The sequence below is a fragment of the Trichocoleus desertorum AS-A10 genome, assembly GCF_039962155.1.
GTDB lineage: Bacteria > Cyanobacteriota > Cyanobacteriia > FACHB-46 > FACHB-46 > Trichocoleus.
Genome location: NZ_JAMPKN010000001.1, coordinates 708,688 through 726,048, shown reverse-complemented (window position 1 = coordinate 726,048; position 17,361 = coordinate 708,688). Strand labels below are relative to the sequence as shown.

The following is a 17,361-nucleotide window of genomic DNA, read 5'->3' as shown; positions in this document are numbered from 1 at the left end:
CAACGTCTAGCAGCATTATGCGGTGACGCAAAATGATCAAGAAATCCGGCTACGTTTTGGTAAAGCCATCCGGCGACGGCGGCGAGAATTAGATATTACTCAAGAGAAGCTAGCAGAGCTAGCTGAACTTCACCGCACTTACATTTCTAATCTTGAAAGGGGGGACGCGAACCCTTCTCTAGACATGATAGATAGACTGGCAAAGGCACTGGATATATCAATTGCCCAGCTCTTTACTGATTAAAGTATCGGCTAGGGTCTAAGTCCATGTATTAGCGTCTTGATACAAATGAGTGAACAGCAGGAGAAATGACCCTCCTCCCCAACTTAAGGGGTCTAGAGGGCCATCTTCACCTATGAAAAGGCAAGCGTGAGATTAGCTTGGTCTAATCGTTCAGCTCAGAGATTTCGGATCAGAATTCAAAATCGCCCGAATGTCTGCGGATTTTAGATTACGCTTGCCTCGTAGAGAGATCTCAATGCTCTCAAAGCGATTTTCTAGCTCCTTGAGCCTCTTTGCCATCTCAGCCATAACCTCAAATATTTCTTGGTTGTCTCGCTGTAGTTCAGACAGAGTATCTTCAGGAGCTTGAGAAGAAGAAGAGTCAGATGATTGCACTGTCATAGTACGGCTTAAAAGCTGATCGCATGTATCGACGTTGGAAGAAGGCGTAGCTTGTTGAAGGTCTATCTGTTCCTTGGGGAGCTGCTCGACTATTGCTTTGAGGGCTGGAGTAGCAATATAGACGTAGCGCTGCTTAAAGCCAGGAAGTGTTTCGCGAATTACGAACTCACCCTTCATCAGGAACTTTAATCGTTCGTAAACCCTTTGCAGTGATTGTTCGGTGGTATTTCCAAGCTCCTTGGCATTGATCCCAGTATTTCCAGCTTTGGCAATCGCAATAGCTAACTCCTGTTCAGGAGGAAGCATAGCTGCAAACAATGAAGAGGGATCGCTTGCCTCAGAGACTACTTTCCTGCTGCGACGGGTGTGTGGCTTCGATGGTTGGGAATTTTCAAAATTTTCGCCTACACCGGATTCCACGGCTCCTGCACCTAGAACTACATCTACTAGTTCGGCTGAAATATCTTCTGCTAGAAAGAAATAAAGCGTTGCTTTCGCCCCAGATTTAGGTTTATTGCCTTCTTGAAATCGAAGGACATTCTTATCGGGGTGCGCCAAACTCTTTAGATTTGCCAGGGCAGCATACCTTGTTATACCTAAGACGCCGCCAAGTGTCTTAGCGTCGATCCCTGGGAATTTACGAACAACTTTGACGACACGCTGCCGAGTCTCGCTAAGGCTTGAAAGTCTCTGTTTGGGTTCTAGGGTTGCGATAATTGATTCTTCCTCGTCAAGCTCGCTGGAAGTATCCAAAGTATGCAGAAATGGTACCCCTTGACGCTCAAAAGCCGCACCATTTATGCTGGCAAGCGTGGGGCTAGGCATAATCATGCTAGTCCGCCTCCTAATTATTTGGAGTAGATGTAACCCAGGTAGCTCGTATTCGAGCGCGGAACCGCCAAGAACCTGCTCTATAGAGCTACCGGGATATTGAGCTATGCAAGGCGACCAACCCTACAGGGGGTCGCTTTTGCACTTAAAGGGCATCTTACCCCAAAATTCTTTTCAAGGGTATTCCCACCGGATCACTTAATCCGGAGTACTTAAAAGGGTATATCCGGAATTTCCGCCGCTCCTACCTGTTTGGGTGTCTTGAGCGCTTTGGCGAATTGTTGGGCATCACGCTCTCTCTGCCCAGCATTGGCAATAGTCAACTGATTCAACATACGAGCATTCTCCTTCTTTAGGCCCTCATTTTCAGCCTCTAAGGACTCCTGTCCCGCCAGACGAGATTGTAATTCCCTCTTCTCTGCCTGCCACTTTTCCTTTTCACTTTTTAATTGCTTGTTCTCCGCAATCAGCCTTTGGGTCTTTTTATCTGAGCTATCAACCTGAGATTCATTAAGCTCCTCTTCTTTCAAGAGCTGACTAAGTAACTCGTCATTATTTTGATTCCAGCACTCCTGCTGCTGAGCGAAGGCATTCTCGACCACAATGAGGCGTGCTACTAACTGCTCTTTAGTGAGTTTTAAGTAGCGTTGCCGTGCTCGGTTTTCATCCCGATTAGGCTTAATCCGGAGCAAGTCTGTTTCAATAGATTCTTTGGCAGGAGCTACACGCCTTCCTTGAGGCTCCTTGTAACTCCGGTGTTTCTCGTAATAAGCAAAGGCATCTGCATTACGTTTAATGGCGCTAGCAGATACACCTTTCCCTTCCGGGTCAAGCTCTTTCGACTTTGCCACGACAGTAGCCTTAGAAACCGTTTGTTTCGCTTGAACTAGTGCGTCTACACTGGCTTTAACCAATCGGACAGTACGCTCCATCTTGGGGCCGTAGACCTTTTCCTGCAAGCACTTGGGGGCTTCCGGTTCTTCACTACTCGATACAGATGGTAGCATCACGGTTTTCATCCTCCTGGTAGTGCTCAATCTGATCCATCTCTAGAAGTTCAACTTCACACCGACGAATAAGGTCTTTTAGTTGCTCGGCTTCAGGGCGTAAACCTTGTTCAGTGGAGGATGCCAACCCATCTTTTGCCCAGTCTATTTTTCCTTCAACCTGATAGCGTTTGGAAGGATCTGGTACTTTGTGACCGCAACCGTTACAAGCTAATCCGTGTATGCAAGGGAAATTAAACGTGCAATCTCCTCCGCTTACCGGGTTTAGTGTTCCGATCAGCTTAAGGGCATCTTCCCGTTGCTGCCGTAACTCTTCTGGAGAGCGGATAATGAATTCCCCCAAGTCGAAGTGGCTAGCTAGCCGTGCCAAGAACAGGTCAGAAGCTTCCGAAATCTGTGTTCCGGTTGCCTGTGCGTAGTACCAAGTGATGTCTGGATTCTTCTGATGTAGCCAGCTTCCTACAACGTCGATAGCCACCTTCCCAACCTGAACGGCATGGTTGGCAAAACCATGTCGTAGCAAATGTGCCTTCAAGACAACTGGCTTACCCTCTCTAGTCTTGAATACCATTCCGTGCAGCAAGAATCGCATACAGGCGGTAATGTCTCGATCATTAAGGTGGCGGTGGTTATATTGAAATAGGTAGGGTGCGTCCCCGAATCGGTGAGATCTGCTATGACCAGGATTAAACGGTACAGCAGGTAGACTTTCATCGTTGTCCAGGTTGATCGCATAGTGCTCCTGCAACATTTTGGCAACCTTCACCAGCAAGCGCGTTGTCTCTTGAGCAATGAAGTAGTCGTGCGGCTTGTCTGTACGTTCTCCTTTGGGAATTAAGTGAAAGACATGGCGAAAAGAAGGGGGTTGTCCTGCCGCAGTAGGTGGAATCTCGACACGGGTAAACGCATCTTTGCTTAGACGGACTTGTAGAAGTTCATTGATACGCATTCCGGTTGTTGTGAATAACTCCACTGCTAGAAGCCCAAACACAGCAGCTACATAGAAGGCTTCTACAGGAATGAAAACCCCTTTGGCTTTTATTTGTGCCTGAGCAATGAAGACAGCATCCTTGTGGCTCCAATTCAGAACTTCAGAAACCGATACTTTAAACGGGGCTGACCGTTTATCCGAATCTTCTTCCCCGTAACCCCAGTTTCTTAGCCAAGACTGCCGTTTCTCTGCAAGTTCCTGATTAAAGAGGCGTTGTCCAGCCTGCCCAATAACCCCAACACGGAGCATGTCCTCGAACCAAAATCCTTCTGGTGGAGCATCATCGCTTAAACGCTCTGCCTTGACAAACTCTAAGAACGGTCTGTTCCGTTCATCCACAAACGCTCCCACTCCTTGACGAGCTTTCTTAACAGTTGACTCACAGTAGTCAGAGGCATGAGCAATGACAAAACTGCGGCGATCCCATACCTTAAAATGCAATCGCTCTTGTCCCTCTTCGCAGAAAAAACTAAAGGGGAACGGCAAATTCTGTTCAACGATAGTCTGGAGGGCTTGAAACCAGCAGGAGAGCAGACGAGACATCTTGTTGTAACGAAGATGCCCCTGAGCGCGAACTTGCAGAAAATGAGGCATTAGGGCATCGGTTTCTGACTTGCGCTTTTGCCGTTGACGTTCTTGAATTTCTTTATCACTGATGAGACCTTCAACCTCTCTGGAGTCTATATAGGGCAAGATAAAGGGACGATAATTCTCTCGAATAGGCTCAGGCAGGGACTTTAGCCAACGATGAGTGTGGTTAACTGCTGTTACGTAATTGCTCCAGAATCCTACACGGGTGACTTGGCTATCTTCAGGTAGAACTTCTACCTCCAAATACATCCGCATGTGCTTTTTGCCGTCCCAATCCGCTAGGGTTTGCAGCTCTAGAGCTGGAAAGAGTTTGCCCCAACGACTATTCAGGGATCTCAGTACACTCAGAATGGTGTTGACCTGTAGATGATGAGCCATCATGACAGCAGTTATCAGTGCCAGGTGATCGGCCCAAGGTTTGCCCAGAGCATTGCGCTCTAGATAGCACACCAGTTTGTCATGCACCTTAGTCCACTTACCTTGTGGGTCTCCACCTGTTTTGGGTGCTTGTAGAATAAGCGGGGAGATTTTCCCCGCCAAGCGTTGCCAAGCATCCGTTTGGACATCGAGCTTTGAATCAACCATACCGACTTAGCCTCCTATCCTGCGAAGATAATCGAAGTCTTCATCTTCCGGTAGATTCAATGAACCAGGTACGGAAACCTGTGTATGGACTTCAAAAGCTGGAGGCGGTTCAGTTTTTGCTGAATCTAAGCGCTGGTTCAGATCCCAATCCATCTGTTGATGAACGGCGTCTTGAATCTTTGCGTGGGCAATGCTGTCAAAGAAGTGGTCATAAGCCTTAATGGTGTCGTCGCTTCTCCAGGCCATGTATTGTTGGAGTGTTCGTTTCAGACGTTCCACTTCCCCGTGGTTAGCACCAGCAATGGCATAAATTTGTCGGATGGCACTCGTAACGTACCAGTGACGGGCTTGATGTAAATCAGCTTCAATGCCAGCAATATCGCAAGCGGGCTTCCAGTAGTTGTCGCGATAGTTTTGAGGGCTGAACGGTGTACGCTGCATGGTTAAAAACAGCGGAACTTCGCTTAAATCGACCTGTTTCAGCCTTGCCTTTTCTTGATAGTCGGAAAGTGTATACCGATCCGGACTAAACTTAATCCGCTCTGTATTAAAGTAGCGCCGCAACAGTTTAGCGGTGTCGTTTGAGAACCGTAAGACTTTAACCCGCCTGCCTCTGCTACGTTTACTAAAAGTGCTAATTTCTTGCTTTAACCCCAGCTTCATCCAGTCTTCTAGGGTTACTCCTACGACTTCTGAAATCCGCCCGCCGGATTCAAAAAGTAAACGGGTAACGCACCCCTCCCTTAACCCCCAATTAGGCAATTGTCGCCCTGCCTCTAGAATCAGTCTGTAAAAGTCAGGGTTATCAATTACTTGAGGCACCCACTCCTCGCTCTCCAGCTTGAAATAGCTATCGGTTAAACGTTTTCTAGGTGAAGGCTTTTCGACCCCGCTAATGTCCGGCATTCGGGGTATCTGATTAGCGTCGTCTGTTTCGGCCTCCAGAGCCGTGAAAATCTTAGCTGAGGAGTCAATCAAGGGATTGGGATGGGAATAGTACCCGTTCAGCTTCATGAGCTTATAGAAGCACTTGAGGGCGGTTAAAAAGGTGCGGACTTCGGCGGGGGTCTTTCCTGTCCGGTAAACCATTTGAAAGCCAAGAGGGTGTTCCCCTATCTGGCACCGCATATGCTGGGTTAAATAGTCGTCCACCGCAAAGCGCACTTGCTCTGGAGGCTCTTGCCAGTGTCGCTGAGCTTGAACCTGCCTGGAATCTGTATCGAGCCAGGTAAAGTAAGGTAGAAGTGCGTACAAATAGCCCCGGACTGTGGCGAATGTACGAGACTTGATGGCGAACTTGCTAAATCGAGTCAGATGATAGTGAAGCTGTTGTTGGCAGTCGGAAACCACAAATGGATGCCCATGATCCACTTCCGTAGGTCTAGCTACCAATCGATATGCCCTTGCCATGAGCTACACCATCGAGACTAGCCTCGATTCTAAGCTATTAGCTTATAGAAAAAGCCTTTATTTACAAGAGATCAAGGATTTTAATGTAATTTTGCTTTTCTAATGACAATGAGCTTCATCAAGTACCAAGCTATTGATTTTCAAGTTTGGTTGGCATAATCTCTCCCAGACAGCGGGACTCAGCAAAGTTTCTGGCGAGAGGTACAGCAACCGCAGCTTTTGTTGTTCTAGTGCCCACAACGTTTGTTTGCGCTGTCGAATCGGCAGTTCGCTGTGGAGCAGGGCCGCAGGCAGGCGACGTTGTTGCAGTTCTTGTACTTGGTTCTCCATCAGCGCCACCAAAGGAGAAACCACTAACGTCAACCCAGGTTGCAGCAAGGCTGGCAATTGAAAGCAAATTGACTTGCCACCTCCGGTCGGCATGATGCTCAGGGAATCTCGTTGTGCCAACAAGCTCTGCACAACTTCAGCTTGTGGCGGTCGAAATGCCGAGTAACCCCAAACTTCTTCTAACGTTTGCTGAGCTTGGCTCCAGAGACGGGGTTGGACTGAATTCATGACTCCGCTCGCGATTGAATACCTGTACCTGTACAGGAACGCACCCTGGCTTAGCATTCCCAGAACTAGAGTTGAGGCTGCGAGCTAGCAGAGAACCTAAGGATTGATTGCTGTAGCTTCTAGGTTCGGACGATGTTGTTCCAAAACGTGGTAGCACTCTGCCACATTCAATTGTTGTTTTAACGCTTCTACCAAAGCTGTATAAGCTTCTTGATGCTGTTGCAATAAATTTCGAGCTTTTAGAACAGCCCATCGTTCTTTTTCTTGCCCTTCTCGCTGTGAACGGCGCAGTTGGACCCAAATAGTGCGGAACTTTCGCAGGTCATCTGCGCCTCCTTCGGCATCGCCATAGACCAGCGTTTCTGCCACACCTCCCGCCATCCAAACCGTACAGTAGCGCTCTAGGAGTTGGGCGGAAAGGGTGCCTTGTTGTAACTCTGCATCTAGTTCTTGACAGTCAAAGGTGACTCCGCCTTGACCTGCTTGGCCTTGCTTAAAAGCATCCCATGCACTTAAGGCATAGCCCGTGATTGGAATATTGAGCAAATAAGCGACTAGAAAATGTCCTGCTTCGTGATGAACCACGCGATCGCGATGGGCCGGGGATCGCCTAGCAAACCAATCCACTACCAAGGTGCCACCTGTCCCTTGCCAAGCAAAGCGATCCACCGTGACCAAGCTCATCAGCGCCACTACCGCGATCGCAGGCACCAGAGGCGAGAGATGGACGAGCGGCCCTAAGAGGCTGGTCATCGTCACGGTAAACACAGAAATAGCAACCAAGTTAAGCGTGATTTGATTCATGCGGCTGATGGAACCATGAAGTTAAAGACTACTCTAGGCTACTCAAGATTACTGGGGGCTATTGGTGCTGCTGGGAGCAGGTGCTAGATTTTTCGCCTTATAAAAAGTTTCTAAACTGGCGCGATCGCCCACAAAGCGCCAATGCCAAGGCTCGTAACTCACATTCTGAGGATTATTTTTGGTAAAAGAAATCTCAAAGTTATAGCGAACAGCATTGTTTTTGAGCCACTGAAAAGCTGTAGTCTCTTCAAAGCTCGTACTCAAGTTAGTCTCTGGAGCATTAGCATCACCAACATCAATCGCATAGCCTGTATGGTGCTCGCTGTAGCCCGGTGGCGCACTTACCTCGGCTCGCTTGGTTGCATCCTGCCCGCGTTCTGCCTTGATATCAAAAAAGACATGCTGTTGGTCTGCTAGGGAGCGAAACCCCGAAATCGGTACGAGTGCCACACCGTCTGCTTGAGCTGCTGCTACCATCGACTCAAAGGCTGCTGCCGCCGCTTTCCTTAACTTGATGTTGCCATCCATTGTCAGAGGTTCTAGCTCTGCGGCAGGTGCTTCTGGATAAGGCAAATGCCCCAACAAAGTCTCTCCATTCGGACCGACAGTTGGCTCTGTTTGGGGTGAGGGGGCTGTAGCATTAGCACCTGGACTAGAAGGGGCTGGCTTTTGAGATTGAGAGACAAGCCAAACACTACTTAAGAGCGCGATTGCGCCTAACCCACCTGCCGCTCCCATGAGCCATTGTCGAGGCAGCTTAGGCTGAGGTTGAATCTCTGGGGTTTCCCGCACTGCTTCCGGGATATCGCCCAATGATGCAGGAACTTGCGGTGGTTTTCCAGGCAGATCGGGGTTATTCAAATTTCAACTCCTGCCTTGAGGTCGCAGCATAACAACTAAACCGATTGCAATATTAAAAATTGTAGACCGGAGCCGATCAATCGACAGTCCAGTCTTTTTGCTTTGATCCCGCTATGCCTAGCCTCGGAATCAGCCTGCTAAAACTTTATTTACCCCTGATGGGATGGGTGTTTTTGGGGCTAGCTCTGGGTCAGCGGCTGCCTCCAGCGACTATGGGCATCCTAGGAAAGTTTCTCTTCTGGATCGGGGTGCCAATTAGCATTGTGGCGTTTTTGCGGCGCGCTAGTTTGAGTGGACCGATTTGGATTGCTCCTGTGACTGCCTGGGCTGCAATTTTTTTGGGAGCAGGACTCGCTTGGCTTTGGTTGCAACACCAATCCCAGGCTTTGGCCCTGAGCAAACCTGATTTAGGCAAACCTGATCTAAACGAGCCTAATCCGAGTAAACCAACGCGAGGCAGCTTCATACTCGCTGCTATGGTCGGGAATACGGGTTATTTAGGCTATCCTGTCACCCTCACTTTGGTTGGCTCTAAATACTTTGCTTGGGCATTATTCTACGATCTCCTAGGAACCACGATAGGAGCTTACGGACTAGGGGTCGTCATGGCGGCTCGTTATGGAATGGGGGTGCAGCCTTATGGGTGGCTAGCGCAAGCTCTCGGCAAAAATCCCGCCCTTTGGAGTTTGGGGTTGGGGTTAACGTTTCGAGCAGTGCCCTTACCTCCGCTTTTAGAGCAAAGTTTAGAGATAGCAGCTTGGAGCAATGTAGCTCTGTCCTTGATTTTGATTGGGATGCGACTCAGCCAATTGTCTTCTTGGCGCAGTCTACGTCTTGCCTCTATTAGCCTTGGCATCAAAATGTTAGTAGTGCCATTCCTCCTAGGATTGGGGCTATGGCTGGTTGGGGTTCAGGGTCCTGCTCAGTTAGTTATTGTGTTGCAAATGGCCATGCCGCCTGCTTTCGCCACCCTTGTGATTGCTGAAGCCTATGATTTGGATCGTGACTTAGCCGTCACGGCTCTAGCAGTGGGTTCTACGGGCCTCTTGTTTACTTTGCCCATTTGGTTATGGCTCTTTCAGTAGCCTTGGCTAGCTAGGCAGGATAGGTCATTTACCCCACCCAACTGACGTCTTCACCGCTGCTGTTGACGGCTGGTAAGGGTTTAGTAATTGGCACTTCACGGCGGCTCTCTTTAGGTATGCCTCGTGAAGACTGGGATGCTTTATTTACCTGATCTGGTGCAATGTGAGTTTGGGTCTTGCGTCTTTGTAATGAAGCTTGGCGTTCTGGGACAATTACTTTCTGCATCAAATACTCAATTGTTTGTTGTTTGACCCAGCCCCTTGTTACCAGGATGTCACCAAAGCGCATTCCAGTTAGCTTTTGATCATTCAAGGCTACATCTATCTGCCCAGGTGACAGCAAGCCAGCTTCCACTAAGTACCCACCTAAGCGCTTTATATGACTCGCGTGATCTGGCACAGCTGGCTTCTCCAAGCGATCGCTTTTGTCTGGCCTTTTGTCCGGCTTTTTATCTGACATTGTGATTTCAGTCTATCAAGCTGGTTTGTAGCCCCTTCACAGTTCGCAACTCCAATTCCTGAAATTTACTGACATTTATTGGGCTTGACGATTAACCGGAGGCGCGATCGCTGGAGTTACTAGTTCACTGGGGTTCATTCGCTCATACTTTTCAAAAGGCTGATGAATCCAAGGATTGTCGAGTAGGTGATCTACGTAATAATCCGGTGCAATGGAAGAACAAGCCTTATACCAAAGCACCGCTGTTCGTACCTCTTCCACATAAAAACCATATTTGCGATCGAGCCAAGTTAAGGTGCGCTCTAGGGTCACTCCGGAATCTACCAAGTCGTCTACCAGTAAGATATGGCTACCCAAATTGGCAGTTGTCATGGTTAAGTCATGCGAGAACGTAATCGAACCCCGCACTTGATTGTTCAGCCCACCATAAGATGAAGTGGCCAAAATTGCTAAAGGTTGATTATAAATTCGCGACAGAATATCACCGACGCGCAAACCACCTTTAGCTAAACAAATAATCTGATTGAATTGCCAATTTGACTGATAAATTTGAGCAGCTAATGCTTCAATTTTTTGATAATACTCAGCCCAAGAAACGTGAAGATCCACCATGATTGATTCAATTAAGCAGTAAGAATGAAGAGCATGATACAACTCTTAACCCCATCTCACTCAGGAATTTCTCAGCTTGCTAGTCTCCCTTCTGCCACGACCCTACCATCACAAGTCAATTTGGGACGCATACGGACAATCGTGACACTGGGCATCCTAAGCTGACCTCTCAGAAATTTCTGCTCGCCCACGGCTAAGTACAGATGCGAAAAAAGATACTTTTATGGCTTTGTTTGGGCTTTGCTAGTTTGCCGATCGCCTGTCTATGGGTTGCCAATTGGGTTGCGGCTGAGCAAGAAAAACAATCTCAGCAACAGTGGCAAGTTTTTACAACTCGATTTGCCGATTCTGCCCCTAATCGTGCAGCTTTGCAGCTAGAGGTATTAAGCGCTAGGTTAGGCATCAATCTGCTGGGTGCCAAAAGCGATCGCCTAACTCCAACAGCGGTCCAGCAATTTGAGGCGATTCAGCCAGAACTGCAAGAATTTTTAGACAAGCAGTTAGAAGATGCCACTGATGCAGTGGAGCCACTACCCCCACCCTTACAAAAATATCTACGGGCGAATGCCGACACCTTAGATGCCATCCGTCAGCAAGGGCTACAAGGTGAAGTACCTCAGTGGGCCACAGCCATGCCTCGCCCCAATGCAACTCAAGTTCGCCCGGACTTTGCTGGCTTTGTGAAGCTACAACGGCTGCTGGCCATTGATGCTCTAGAAAAGAATCGGCTCGGCCAACCTGAGGCAGCGATCGCCAATCTGGAAGCGAGTTGGAGGTTGACCCAAGGCTTGCGCGATCGCCCAGAGCTAAACAGTCAAGTCGTGGCGCTAATCATGACTAAAATCCAAGCGGGTAGCCTCCGTAAAATGCAGCAGTTACCGCCCATTTGGCAGCAACGTCTAATGGAGCACGATTACCGCCAGTCTTTTCAAGCAGCATTGACCTGGGAGAGTTGGTTGGTTGCCGACTTGATTCGAAAAACGGGTCTGTTAGGTAAGCCTGAGCACGCAGGACTGCAACAATTTTGGTTCTCGATCCGCCAACCTTATCTTCGCCTGGCTGCTTTGGATGCGGCTAGCAAAATGCGCCGAGCTTACACGGACTTACCCCAGCAAAATGTCTGTCTTTTTAATCCTCGGACTTTTGATGACGATTTAGGAACCTCACTCGCTCTCTGGAATGGAGAGGGTGGAGATATGTTGTTTGGGTTTGCTCAGCAATGGCGAACCGCAGGTTACTTAATGCTCGATTTGGAATTCACTCAAAAGGTACTAAACACTAAAGCGCTTAAGACTCCTGAGATAGCGTCTACTATAGTCACTCGGCAATCTCGCATTTGTCCTCACGCTCAGTGGATTTATCGAGCTTCCCCGACCCAAACTTGGACGCTGAGCTTCAGTCAAGCCCTAGAGCGACCCGCCCGTAAAACTAAAGGTCTAGTTTTACCGTTAACTTATCGTGCCAAAGCGCAGAAAATCTGATAGTTTCTGATAGTTTTGATAAACCCTTGGTGCTCGGATAGTTAGCTTGTTTTATTCCATACCAAGGTTGCTCTTTCTCGTCGGTGCCAACTGTTATGAACGATCCGTCTCCCCTTACCGATGCTGCGACTCCCGCAGAAGAAAAGCTGAGCTTGAGTACCAAGCTGGCCTATGGAGCGGGAGATTTAGGGCCTGCCATTACAGCAAATTTACTAGGCGTATTTTTGTTGTACTTCTTTACCAGTGTGGCAGGGTTGGGAGCAGGGTTGGCTGCCAATATCTTGATGATTGGCAAAGTTTGGGATGCGGTTAACGACCCAGTGGTGGGGACGCTGAGCGATCGCACTAAAAGCCGCTGGGGGCGTCGGCATCCTTGGATGATTTTTGGAGCCGTCCCGTTTGGCATCTTCTTTTTTTTACAGTGGCTAATCCCACGTTTTAGTAGCAACCCAGTGACTAACCAGTGGGGGTTGTTCTGGTATTACGTGGGCATTTCTATCCTGTTCAATACGTTTTATACAGCGGTTAACCTACCCTATACTGCTCTAACACCAGAACTGACCCAAGACTATAACGAGCGCACCAACCTCAACAGTTTCCGCTTTGCCTTCTCCATTGGTGGCAGCATTCTCTCGCTAGTGTTGGCATTGGCCATCTTCAAGGTGGTTCAAGGAAATCCTGCTCAGCAATATCTCGTGCTTGCAGGGGTTTGCACCGTTTTATCAGTGCTACCACTCTATTGGTGTGTTTGGGGCACCCGGAAACGAGTCACAGTTACCGAGAGAGAGCGTCAAGCTAGTAGCGACGGAACGGAGCCACTGCCCTACTTAGAACAGCTAGGCATTGTCTTTCGCAATCGCCCATTTCTCTTTGTAGTTGGCATCTACCTTTGCTCTTGGATCGCCGTGCAAAATACAGTCGCGGTTATTCCCTACTTTGTCGTTCACTGGATGCGCCTTTCCCAGGAAACATTCACTCAGGTCGTGCTGGTCATTCAAGTGACTGCCCTGATCATGCTGTTTGTCTGGAGCAGAGTGAGTAAGCATCTAGGCAAGAAGGCGGTCTATTTCATGGGCATGAGCTTATGGATCATTGCTGAAGTTGCACTTTTTTTCCTGCAACCGGGGCAAACAGCACTAATGTTTGTGCTGGCTTTTCTCGCTGGGTTTGGCGTCTCAACAGCCTATCTGATTCCTTGGTCAATGATGCCAGATGTGATTGAACTCGATGAGTTGCAGACTGGGCAACGGCGGGAAGGCATCTTCTACGGCTTTATGGTGCTGCTGCAAAAAATCGGTTTAGCTTTCGGCTTGTTTATGGTCGGTAAGGTTTTGGATGGCTCTGGTTTTATTGCCACCGTTGCAGGACAGGAGGCACCCCAACAACCTGAGTCGGCTTTATTTGCCATTCGCTGCTTAGTTGGTCCTCTCCCCTTAGCTTTTTTGCTGCTGGGATTAGGGTTAGCATATTTTTATCCGATTACTCGCGAAGTTCACGCTGAGATTCTCTTGAAGCTACAGGAACGCAAAGCCCACCACGGTAAAAGTGCTGGTCCTGAAGCTTCTGAAGAAATTTAAGTACCTTCAATACTTTCAACCGCTTCCTGGCTAGGCTGAGTCGGCAACTCTAGCAAAAACGTAGTCCATCCTCCACCGCTGTCGACTCGGATCGTTCCTTTCAAGCGCTCCGCCAGTCGCTGTACTAAGGCTAAGCCTAAACCTGTTCCCCCTTGTTTCCAAGGATCAGCATTCGGCACGCGATAGAATTTTTCAAAAATCCGGGGTAGCTCGGCGGCTGGGATTTCTACCTGGTTGCGAACTGCCAAAGTAACGCTGGTATTGATCCCTGCTGACAAGTTTTTGAGCGGGGGCTGGTGGTTAACCTGTACAACGATTTGGCCTTTGGACGGCGTGTACTTACAGGCGTTGTTGAGCAACTCGGCAATGATTCGGCTTAAACTGGCTCGGTCCGAGATCAAAGTAGGTGGCTGAGACAAGAACTCTAGGCGCAAAACCTGGTGATGCTGCTGCGATCGCGTCTGAAATGGCTCTAGAAGTTCGGGCAGCCAATGCTGCAAATCAATCGACTCCACCACAAAAAGGGGATAAGACGCAGCTTCCAGACGTTGTAAATCTAGCAGATCGTTGATCAGCTCAGCTTCGCGGGCACATTCAGTTTGCAAAATTTGTAAGTAGCGTTCTTGCCGCTCGGCGCTGGGGGCCATCCGTAGCATGTGAATCGCCATTTTCATGTTGGAGATGGGAGTGCGAAGCTCATGAGACACGGTACTGAGGAAGTCATCCTTCAGCCGATTCAGCATTTCCAGTTCGGCGACCTGGGTTCGCGATCTTTGGTATAAGCGGGCTTGGCGAATGGCGATCGCGCACTGGTTAGCCACTTGCTGCACTAAGCGAATTTCCAGCTCATTAAAGACTGAACCACTGGATCGAAAGAGCCAGAGATCTCCTAGGACTCCTTGGTCATCCAGAATCGGGCAAGCCAGCAAGGTCGCTGCAACTTGGATCGGACGTAGCGCTAAACCCTCGTAGATACAGAACTGAAGATGCTGACCTTGTAAAAGCTGATAGTACACTTCTGGTCGATCAGCCATCTGAATGACTTGGCCCACGGCTGAGGGGCCAGGGCTGTAATCATGACTGATAGTAGAGATTGTGTGGTCGGCATTGTAGAGTCCGGTATCACAACAGGGCACCCCTAAGCCTTGGGCTAATTCCTTGACAGCTGTGCTCAAAATGTAGTCTTCATCCAAGCTATCGCGGACCTTATCGGTGATCCGTTTCAGCGTGGCTTCAAAATCTAAGGCTTGCTGCAATTGCACTGTGCGTTCCACCACTTGCTGCTCTAATCGAGCATTTAAGCGTTGCACCTGTTCGTAAAGTTCCGATTGTTGAATGGCGATCGCGAGCTGAGTTACCAGCCTTTGCAGGGAGTCAATCTCAAACGGTTCCCAGTGTCGGGGAGCAGAGCACTGATGAGCGCAGAGCAGCCCCCAAAGCTGATCGTTGGACACGATCGGCACTAGGAGGTTAGCTCGAATCTGGATGCGTTCTAAAAATTCTAAGTAACAAGATAGATAGCTTGTCTGGTAAATATCATCGACGACAGAAATTCGTCCCTGTTGATATTGGTGACTGTAATCCACATCAAAACAAGGATCATGCAGCTCGATCCCCAGAACGGATAGACAGCCTGGAGCCACGGATTCCACAATAAATTGCCCAGGCTGATCCGGAATAATTCGGTAAATGGCGGCTCGCTCAATTTGCAGGAGATTTCGTGTCTCAGCCACAGCAGTCTGCAAAATATCATTCAGATTCAGCGATCGCCGAATTCGCAAAGCCATATCAGCAAGCAGGCGATCGCGTTCTGTTTGTTGTTGAAGTTGGGCTTCCGCCCGTTTGCGTTCAGTGATGTCCTTGAACGTAACTACCGCACCCACCAATACTTCATGCTCACGAATGGGCATGGAGGTGTACTCCACCGGAAATGAAGTGCCATTCTTACACCAAAAGATATCTTCTATGCCTTGTCGCACCATCCCATCCTTGAAAGCGGCATAAATGGGGCAGTCACTCTCTAGATGAGGTGTGCCATCTAGCTTAGAGTGATGAATGGTGGCATGCATCGGCTGACCAATCAACTCTTCTACTTCCCAACCGACCATTCTGGAAGCAGCAGGATTCACAAAAGTAACGTGACCTTGCAGATCTAAGCCATAGATCCCTTCTCCCGCTGAGTTGAGAATCAAGTGGTTCTGATGACTGAGGCGTTCTAGCAACTCCTGCGATCGCTTTTGCTCAGTCACATCTGAAATCACCGCGATCGTCCCATTGAGCTGCCCCTCAACGTCATAAAGCGGTCCCGCAGAGAGGCTCAAGTCTATCTGTGAATGATCTTGTCGTTGACGGCGCACCTGTAACCCGGTGACCGTTTTTCCTTGGCAGATGTCTTGATAAAGCTGTTGAAATTCCGCTTGTCCAGCATCGGACACAATCGGCAGTGGTTGACCTACCACATCTGCGCCTTTCCAGCCAAACATAGCTGCCGCTGCGGCATTCCAAAGCTTCACCTTTCCCCTTTGGTCCAAGGCAATAATGGCTGAGGGTGCTGCCTGGATCAAGGCCTGTAACACCTGATTCGTTTCCTGTAACACCGCCTCAATGCGCTGCCGCTGAGTAATCTCGATCAAAAGCTGCTGCTCATGATTTTGAGTTTCGGTCGTGACCTGTTGGCGATACTGCCGAAAAAACCGATTCAGGCGGGGAGCGTCCTGCAAAAGTGCAGCTAAATATTTTTGCGCCCGTTGATCAAGCTCGTACGTCACTTCGGGATGCGCTTCTACCCAAACATGGCACAGCTTCAAATAAGCCAAAAACGCACTCAAGTGATTGTAATACTGAGTTCCCAATACTCGCTGCATTTGGTTGTAGCAAGCCTTAGAAGCATCCAAGCTGAGGAATATATAAACTGCACTGCTAAAAATGCTCTCTTCCAACAATGAGCCTGGATCAGGCCAAGTTATTAAAGCCGTAGGCTGGGCCTCTAGAACACTAATGTAAAACTGAATCCTTGCTTCTGTGGGAGGCGGAGACTCTAATAACTGAAGGATATTCAAGGCTGACATGCCTAAAGGCTGCAAGCTGCAACTGTGGCAAATCAGGCAATACGGCACGGCACAGTAACGTGACAGATAAGCTGAAAGTTTTTCTTTAATTAAAGTCGGCAAAGGATTATTCAGATAGGCAGACAAAGTCTGCTGCCAAAGCGTCTCCAGGATCTCCGGGGTTGAGTGAGCAGCGGCAAAGAAAGGTGGAAAAAAACCTAACCGTTCTTCTATTTCTGCTTGAATTTGTTCACTAGTTCGCATAAGAGGTGCGAGTGGGATGCGGAAGACAGTTTTGACTGGGTATGTATCGTCAGCTTCAGCTCAATCGTGCTGCCTATAGTAACGACTTTGAGCTTAACAATCTCTCAACTAGACGCCTCAATCTGAGTCAGTTAACAAATATTTCTTAAAGATTTCTGCTCGCCAGGTAAATAGCATTACCAAGATTTATTAGTTTAACTGGCTTTACTACGTCTTGTGGCAGCTAGACAGACTGGTTCTTCGGCGGAGCAAGGAACGAATGCTGTTTTGCTACAAGCACCATAGGCAAATTCTATATTTTCATGCTTAATTCAGCAGTCAAAGCTTCTGTAGGGACGTTGTGCTAGCAACATTGTGCAAGGGCAAGGTGATTCCTTAACGCTATACAGCACCAATCAAGCAACCATTTGTAGCTCTTTTATAAATCTAGGAATAAGAAATAATTTACGCCAAATCGATCGCATTTCCTAGCTTTCCGCTAACCTTAAATCAGATCCAAATCCATCAAAATTAATCAAAGAATTCTCTATCTACGTCGTTGTTAAACTGAAATGAATTTATTCGACCAGGAT

At 48.5% G+C, this 17,361-nt stretch carries 14 protein-coding genes; 4 read left to right on the top strand and 10 right to left on the bottom strand.

Translation table 11 applies throughout. The annotated features are described in order from the left end of the window. The first annotated feature begins 22 nt into the window (after positions 1-22). On the top strand, positions 23-244 hold the full coding sequence (locus tag NDA01_RS03325) for a helix-turn-helix domain-containing protein (protein WP_348226850.1): 222 nt from the start codon (positions 23-25) through the stop codon (positions 242-244). Between the two features lie 150 nt (positions 245-394). On the opposite strand, the gene NDA01_RS03320 is transcribed toward NDA01_RS03325, so the two are convergent. The 7 genes from NDA01_RS03320 to NDA01_RS03290 form a co-directional block, all read right to left on the bottom strand. Next, positions 395-1,450 carry a hypothetical protein gene (locus NDA01_RS03320; RefSeq protein ID WP_348226849.1) on the bottom strand — a complete coding sequence of 352 codons (1,056 nt, stop codon included), beginning with the start codon at positions 1,448-1,450 and terminating at the stop codon, positions 395-397. Positions 1,451-1,668: 218 nt separating this feature from the next. Further along, entirely contained in the window at positions 1,669-2,466 is a 798-nt protein-coding gene (locus NDA01_RS03315; RefSeq protein WP_348226848.1) for a hypothetical protein, read from the bottom strand. Then, positions 2,441-4,630, bottom strand: a complete 2,190-nt coding sequence (locus tag NDA01_RS03310; protein ID WP_348226847.1) for a site-specific integrase — start codon at positions 4,628-4,630, stop codon at positions 2,441-2,443. The genes NDA01_RS03315 and NDA01_RS03310 overlap by 26 nt, the downstream gene beginning before the upstream one ends. A 6-nt stretch (positions 4,631-4,636) precedes the next feature. After that, positions 4,637-6,040 (bottom strand): tyrosine-type recombinase/integrase, encoded by a 1,404-nt coding sequence (locus NDA01_RS03305; RefSeq protein WP_348226846.1) that lies wholly within the window; start codon positions 6,038-6,040, stop codon positions 4,637-4,639. 99 nt (positions 6,041-6,139) lie between these two features. Then, positions 6,140-6,598: a DEAD/DEAH box helicase gene (locus NDA01_RS03300; RefSeq protein WP_431193302.1), complete on the bottom strand. Its 459-nt coding sequence runs from the start codon at positions 6,596-6,598 to the stop codon at positions 6,140-6,142. Between the two features lie 96 nt (positions 6,599-6,694). Further along, entirely contained in the window at positions 6,695-7,402 is a 708-nt protein-coding gene (locus tag NDA01_RS03295) for a M41 family metallopeptidase (protein ID WP_348226845.1), read from the bottom strand. Between the two features lie 48 nt (positions 7,403-7,450). Next, positions 7,451-8,263: a M15 family metallopeptidase gene (locus NDA01_RS03290; protein WP_348226844.1), complete on the bottom strand. Its 813-nt coding sequence runs from the start codon at positions 8,261-8,263 to the stop codon at positions 7,451-7,453. Between the two features lie 113 nt (positions 8,264-8,376). On the opposite strand from NDA01_RS03290, the gene NDA01_RS03285 reads away from it, so the two are divergent. Then, complete coding sequence (locus tag NDA01_RS03285; protein ID WP_348226843.1) at positions 8,377-9,348, top strand: AEC family transporter; 972 nt, start codon at positions 8,377-8,379, stop codon at positions 9,346-9,348. A 28-nt stretch (positions 9,349-9,376) separates the two neighbouring features. Here NDA01_RS03285 and NDA01_RS03280 read toward each other — a convergent pair whose 3' ends face one another. Together NDA01_RS03280 and NDA01_RS03275 are read right to left on the bottom strand one after the other, a co-directional pair. Next, positions 9,377-9,808 (bottom strand): cyclic di-GMP-binding domain-containing protein, MshE-related, encoded by a 432-nt coding sequence (locus tag NDA01_RS03280; RefSeq protein ID WP_348226842.1) that lies wholly within the window; start codon positions 9,806-9,808, stop codon positions 9,377-9,379. Positions 9,809-9,883: 75 nt separating this feature from the next. After that, positions 9,884-10,420: a phosphoribosyltransferase gene (locus NDA01_RS03275; protein ID WP_348226841.1), complete on the bottom strand. Its 537-nt coding sequence runs from the start codon at positions 10,418-10,420 to the stop codon at positions 9,884-9,886. Between the two features lie 203 nt (positions 10,421-10,623). On the opposite strand from NDA01_RS03275, the gene NDA01_RS03270 reads away from it, so the two are divergent. Together NDA01_RS03270 and NDA01_RS03265 are read left to right on the top strand one after the other, a co-directional pair. Further along, the gene (locus NDA01_RS03270; protein WP_348226840.1) at positions 10,624-11,901 is read left to right on the top strand and encodes a hypothetical protein; all 1,278 of its coding nucleotides are present in this window, start codon (positions 10,624-10,626) and stop codon (positions 11,899-11,901) included. A 95-nt stretch (positions 11,902-11,996) separates the two neighbouring features. Continuing rightward, the gene (locus NDA01_RS03265; protein WP_348226839.1) at positions 11,997-13,478 is read left to right on the top strand and encodes an MFS transporter; all 1,482 of its coding nucleotides are present in this window, start codon (positions 11,997-11,999) and stop codon (positions 13,476-13,478) included. Here the strand turns inward: NDA01_RS03265 and NDA01_RS03260 are convergent. Then, complete coding sequence (locus NDA01_RS03260; protein ID WP_348226838.1) at positions 13,475-16,789, bottom strand: sensor histidine kinase; 3,315 nt, start codon at positions 16,787-16,789, stop codon at positions 13,475-13,477. The genes NDA01_RS03265 and NDA01_RS03260 overlap by 4 nt on opposite strands. Between the last annotated feature and the right edge of the window lie 572 nt (positions 16,790-17,361).

Coding starts and splice junctions, on each gene's coding strand:
- NDA01_RS03300 (WP_431193302.1), bottom strand. CDS start 6,598: ATGAATTCAGTCCAACCCCGTCTCTGGAGCCAAGCTCAGCAAACGTTA.
- NDA01_RS03260 (WP_348226838.1), bottom strand. CDS start 16,789: ATGCGAACTAGTGAACAAATTCAAGCAGAAATAGAAGAACGGTTAGGT.
- NDA01_RS03320 (WP_348226849.1), bottom strand. CDS start 1,450: ATGCCTAGCCCCACGCTTGCCAGCATAAATGGTGCGGCTTTTGAGCGT.
- NDA01_RS03295 (WP_348226845.1), bottom strand. CDS start 7,402: ATGAATCAAATCACGCTTAACTTGGTTGCTATTTCTGTGTTTACCGTG.
- NDA01_RS03310 (WP_348226847.1), bottom strand. CDS start 4,630: ATGGTTGATTCAAAGCTCGATGTCCAAACGGATGCTTGGCAACGCTTG.
- NDA01_RS03270 (WP_348226840.1), top strand. CDS start 10,624: ATGCGAAAAAAGATACTTTTATGGCTTTGTTTGGGCTTTGCTAGTTTG.
- NDA01_RS03285 (WP_348226843.1), top strand. CDS start 8,377: ATGCCTAGCCTCGGAATCAGCCTGCTAAAACTTTATTTACCCCTGATG.
- NDA01_RS03275 (WP_348226841.1), bottom strand. CDS start 10,420: ATGGTGGATCTTCACGTTTCTTGGGCTGAGTATTATCAAAAAATTGAA.
- NDA01_RS03265 (WP_348226839.1), top strand. CDS start 11,997: ATGAACGATCCGTCTCCCCTTACCGATGCTGCGACTCCCGCAGAAGAA.
- NDA01_RS03280 (WP_348226842.1), bottom strand. CDS start 9,808: ATGTCAGATAAAAAGCCGGACAAAAGGCCAGACAAAAGCGATCGCTTG.
- NDA01_RS03305 (WP_348226846.1), bottom strand. CDS start 6,040: ATGGCAAGGGCATATCGATTGGTAGCTAGACCTACGGAAGTGGATCAT.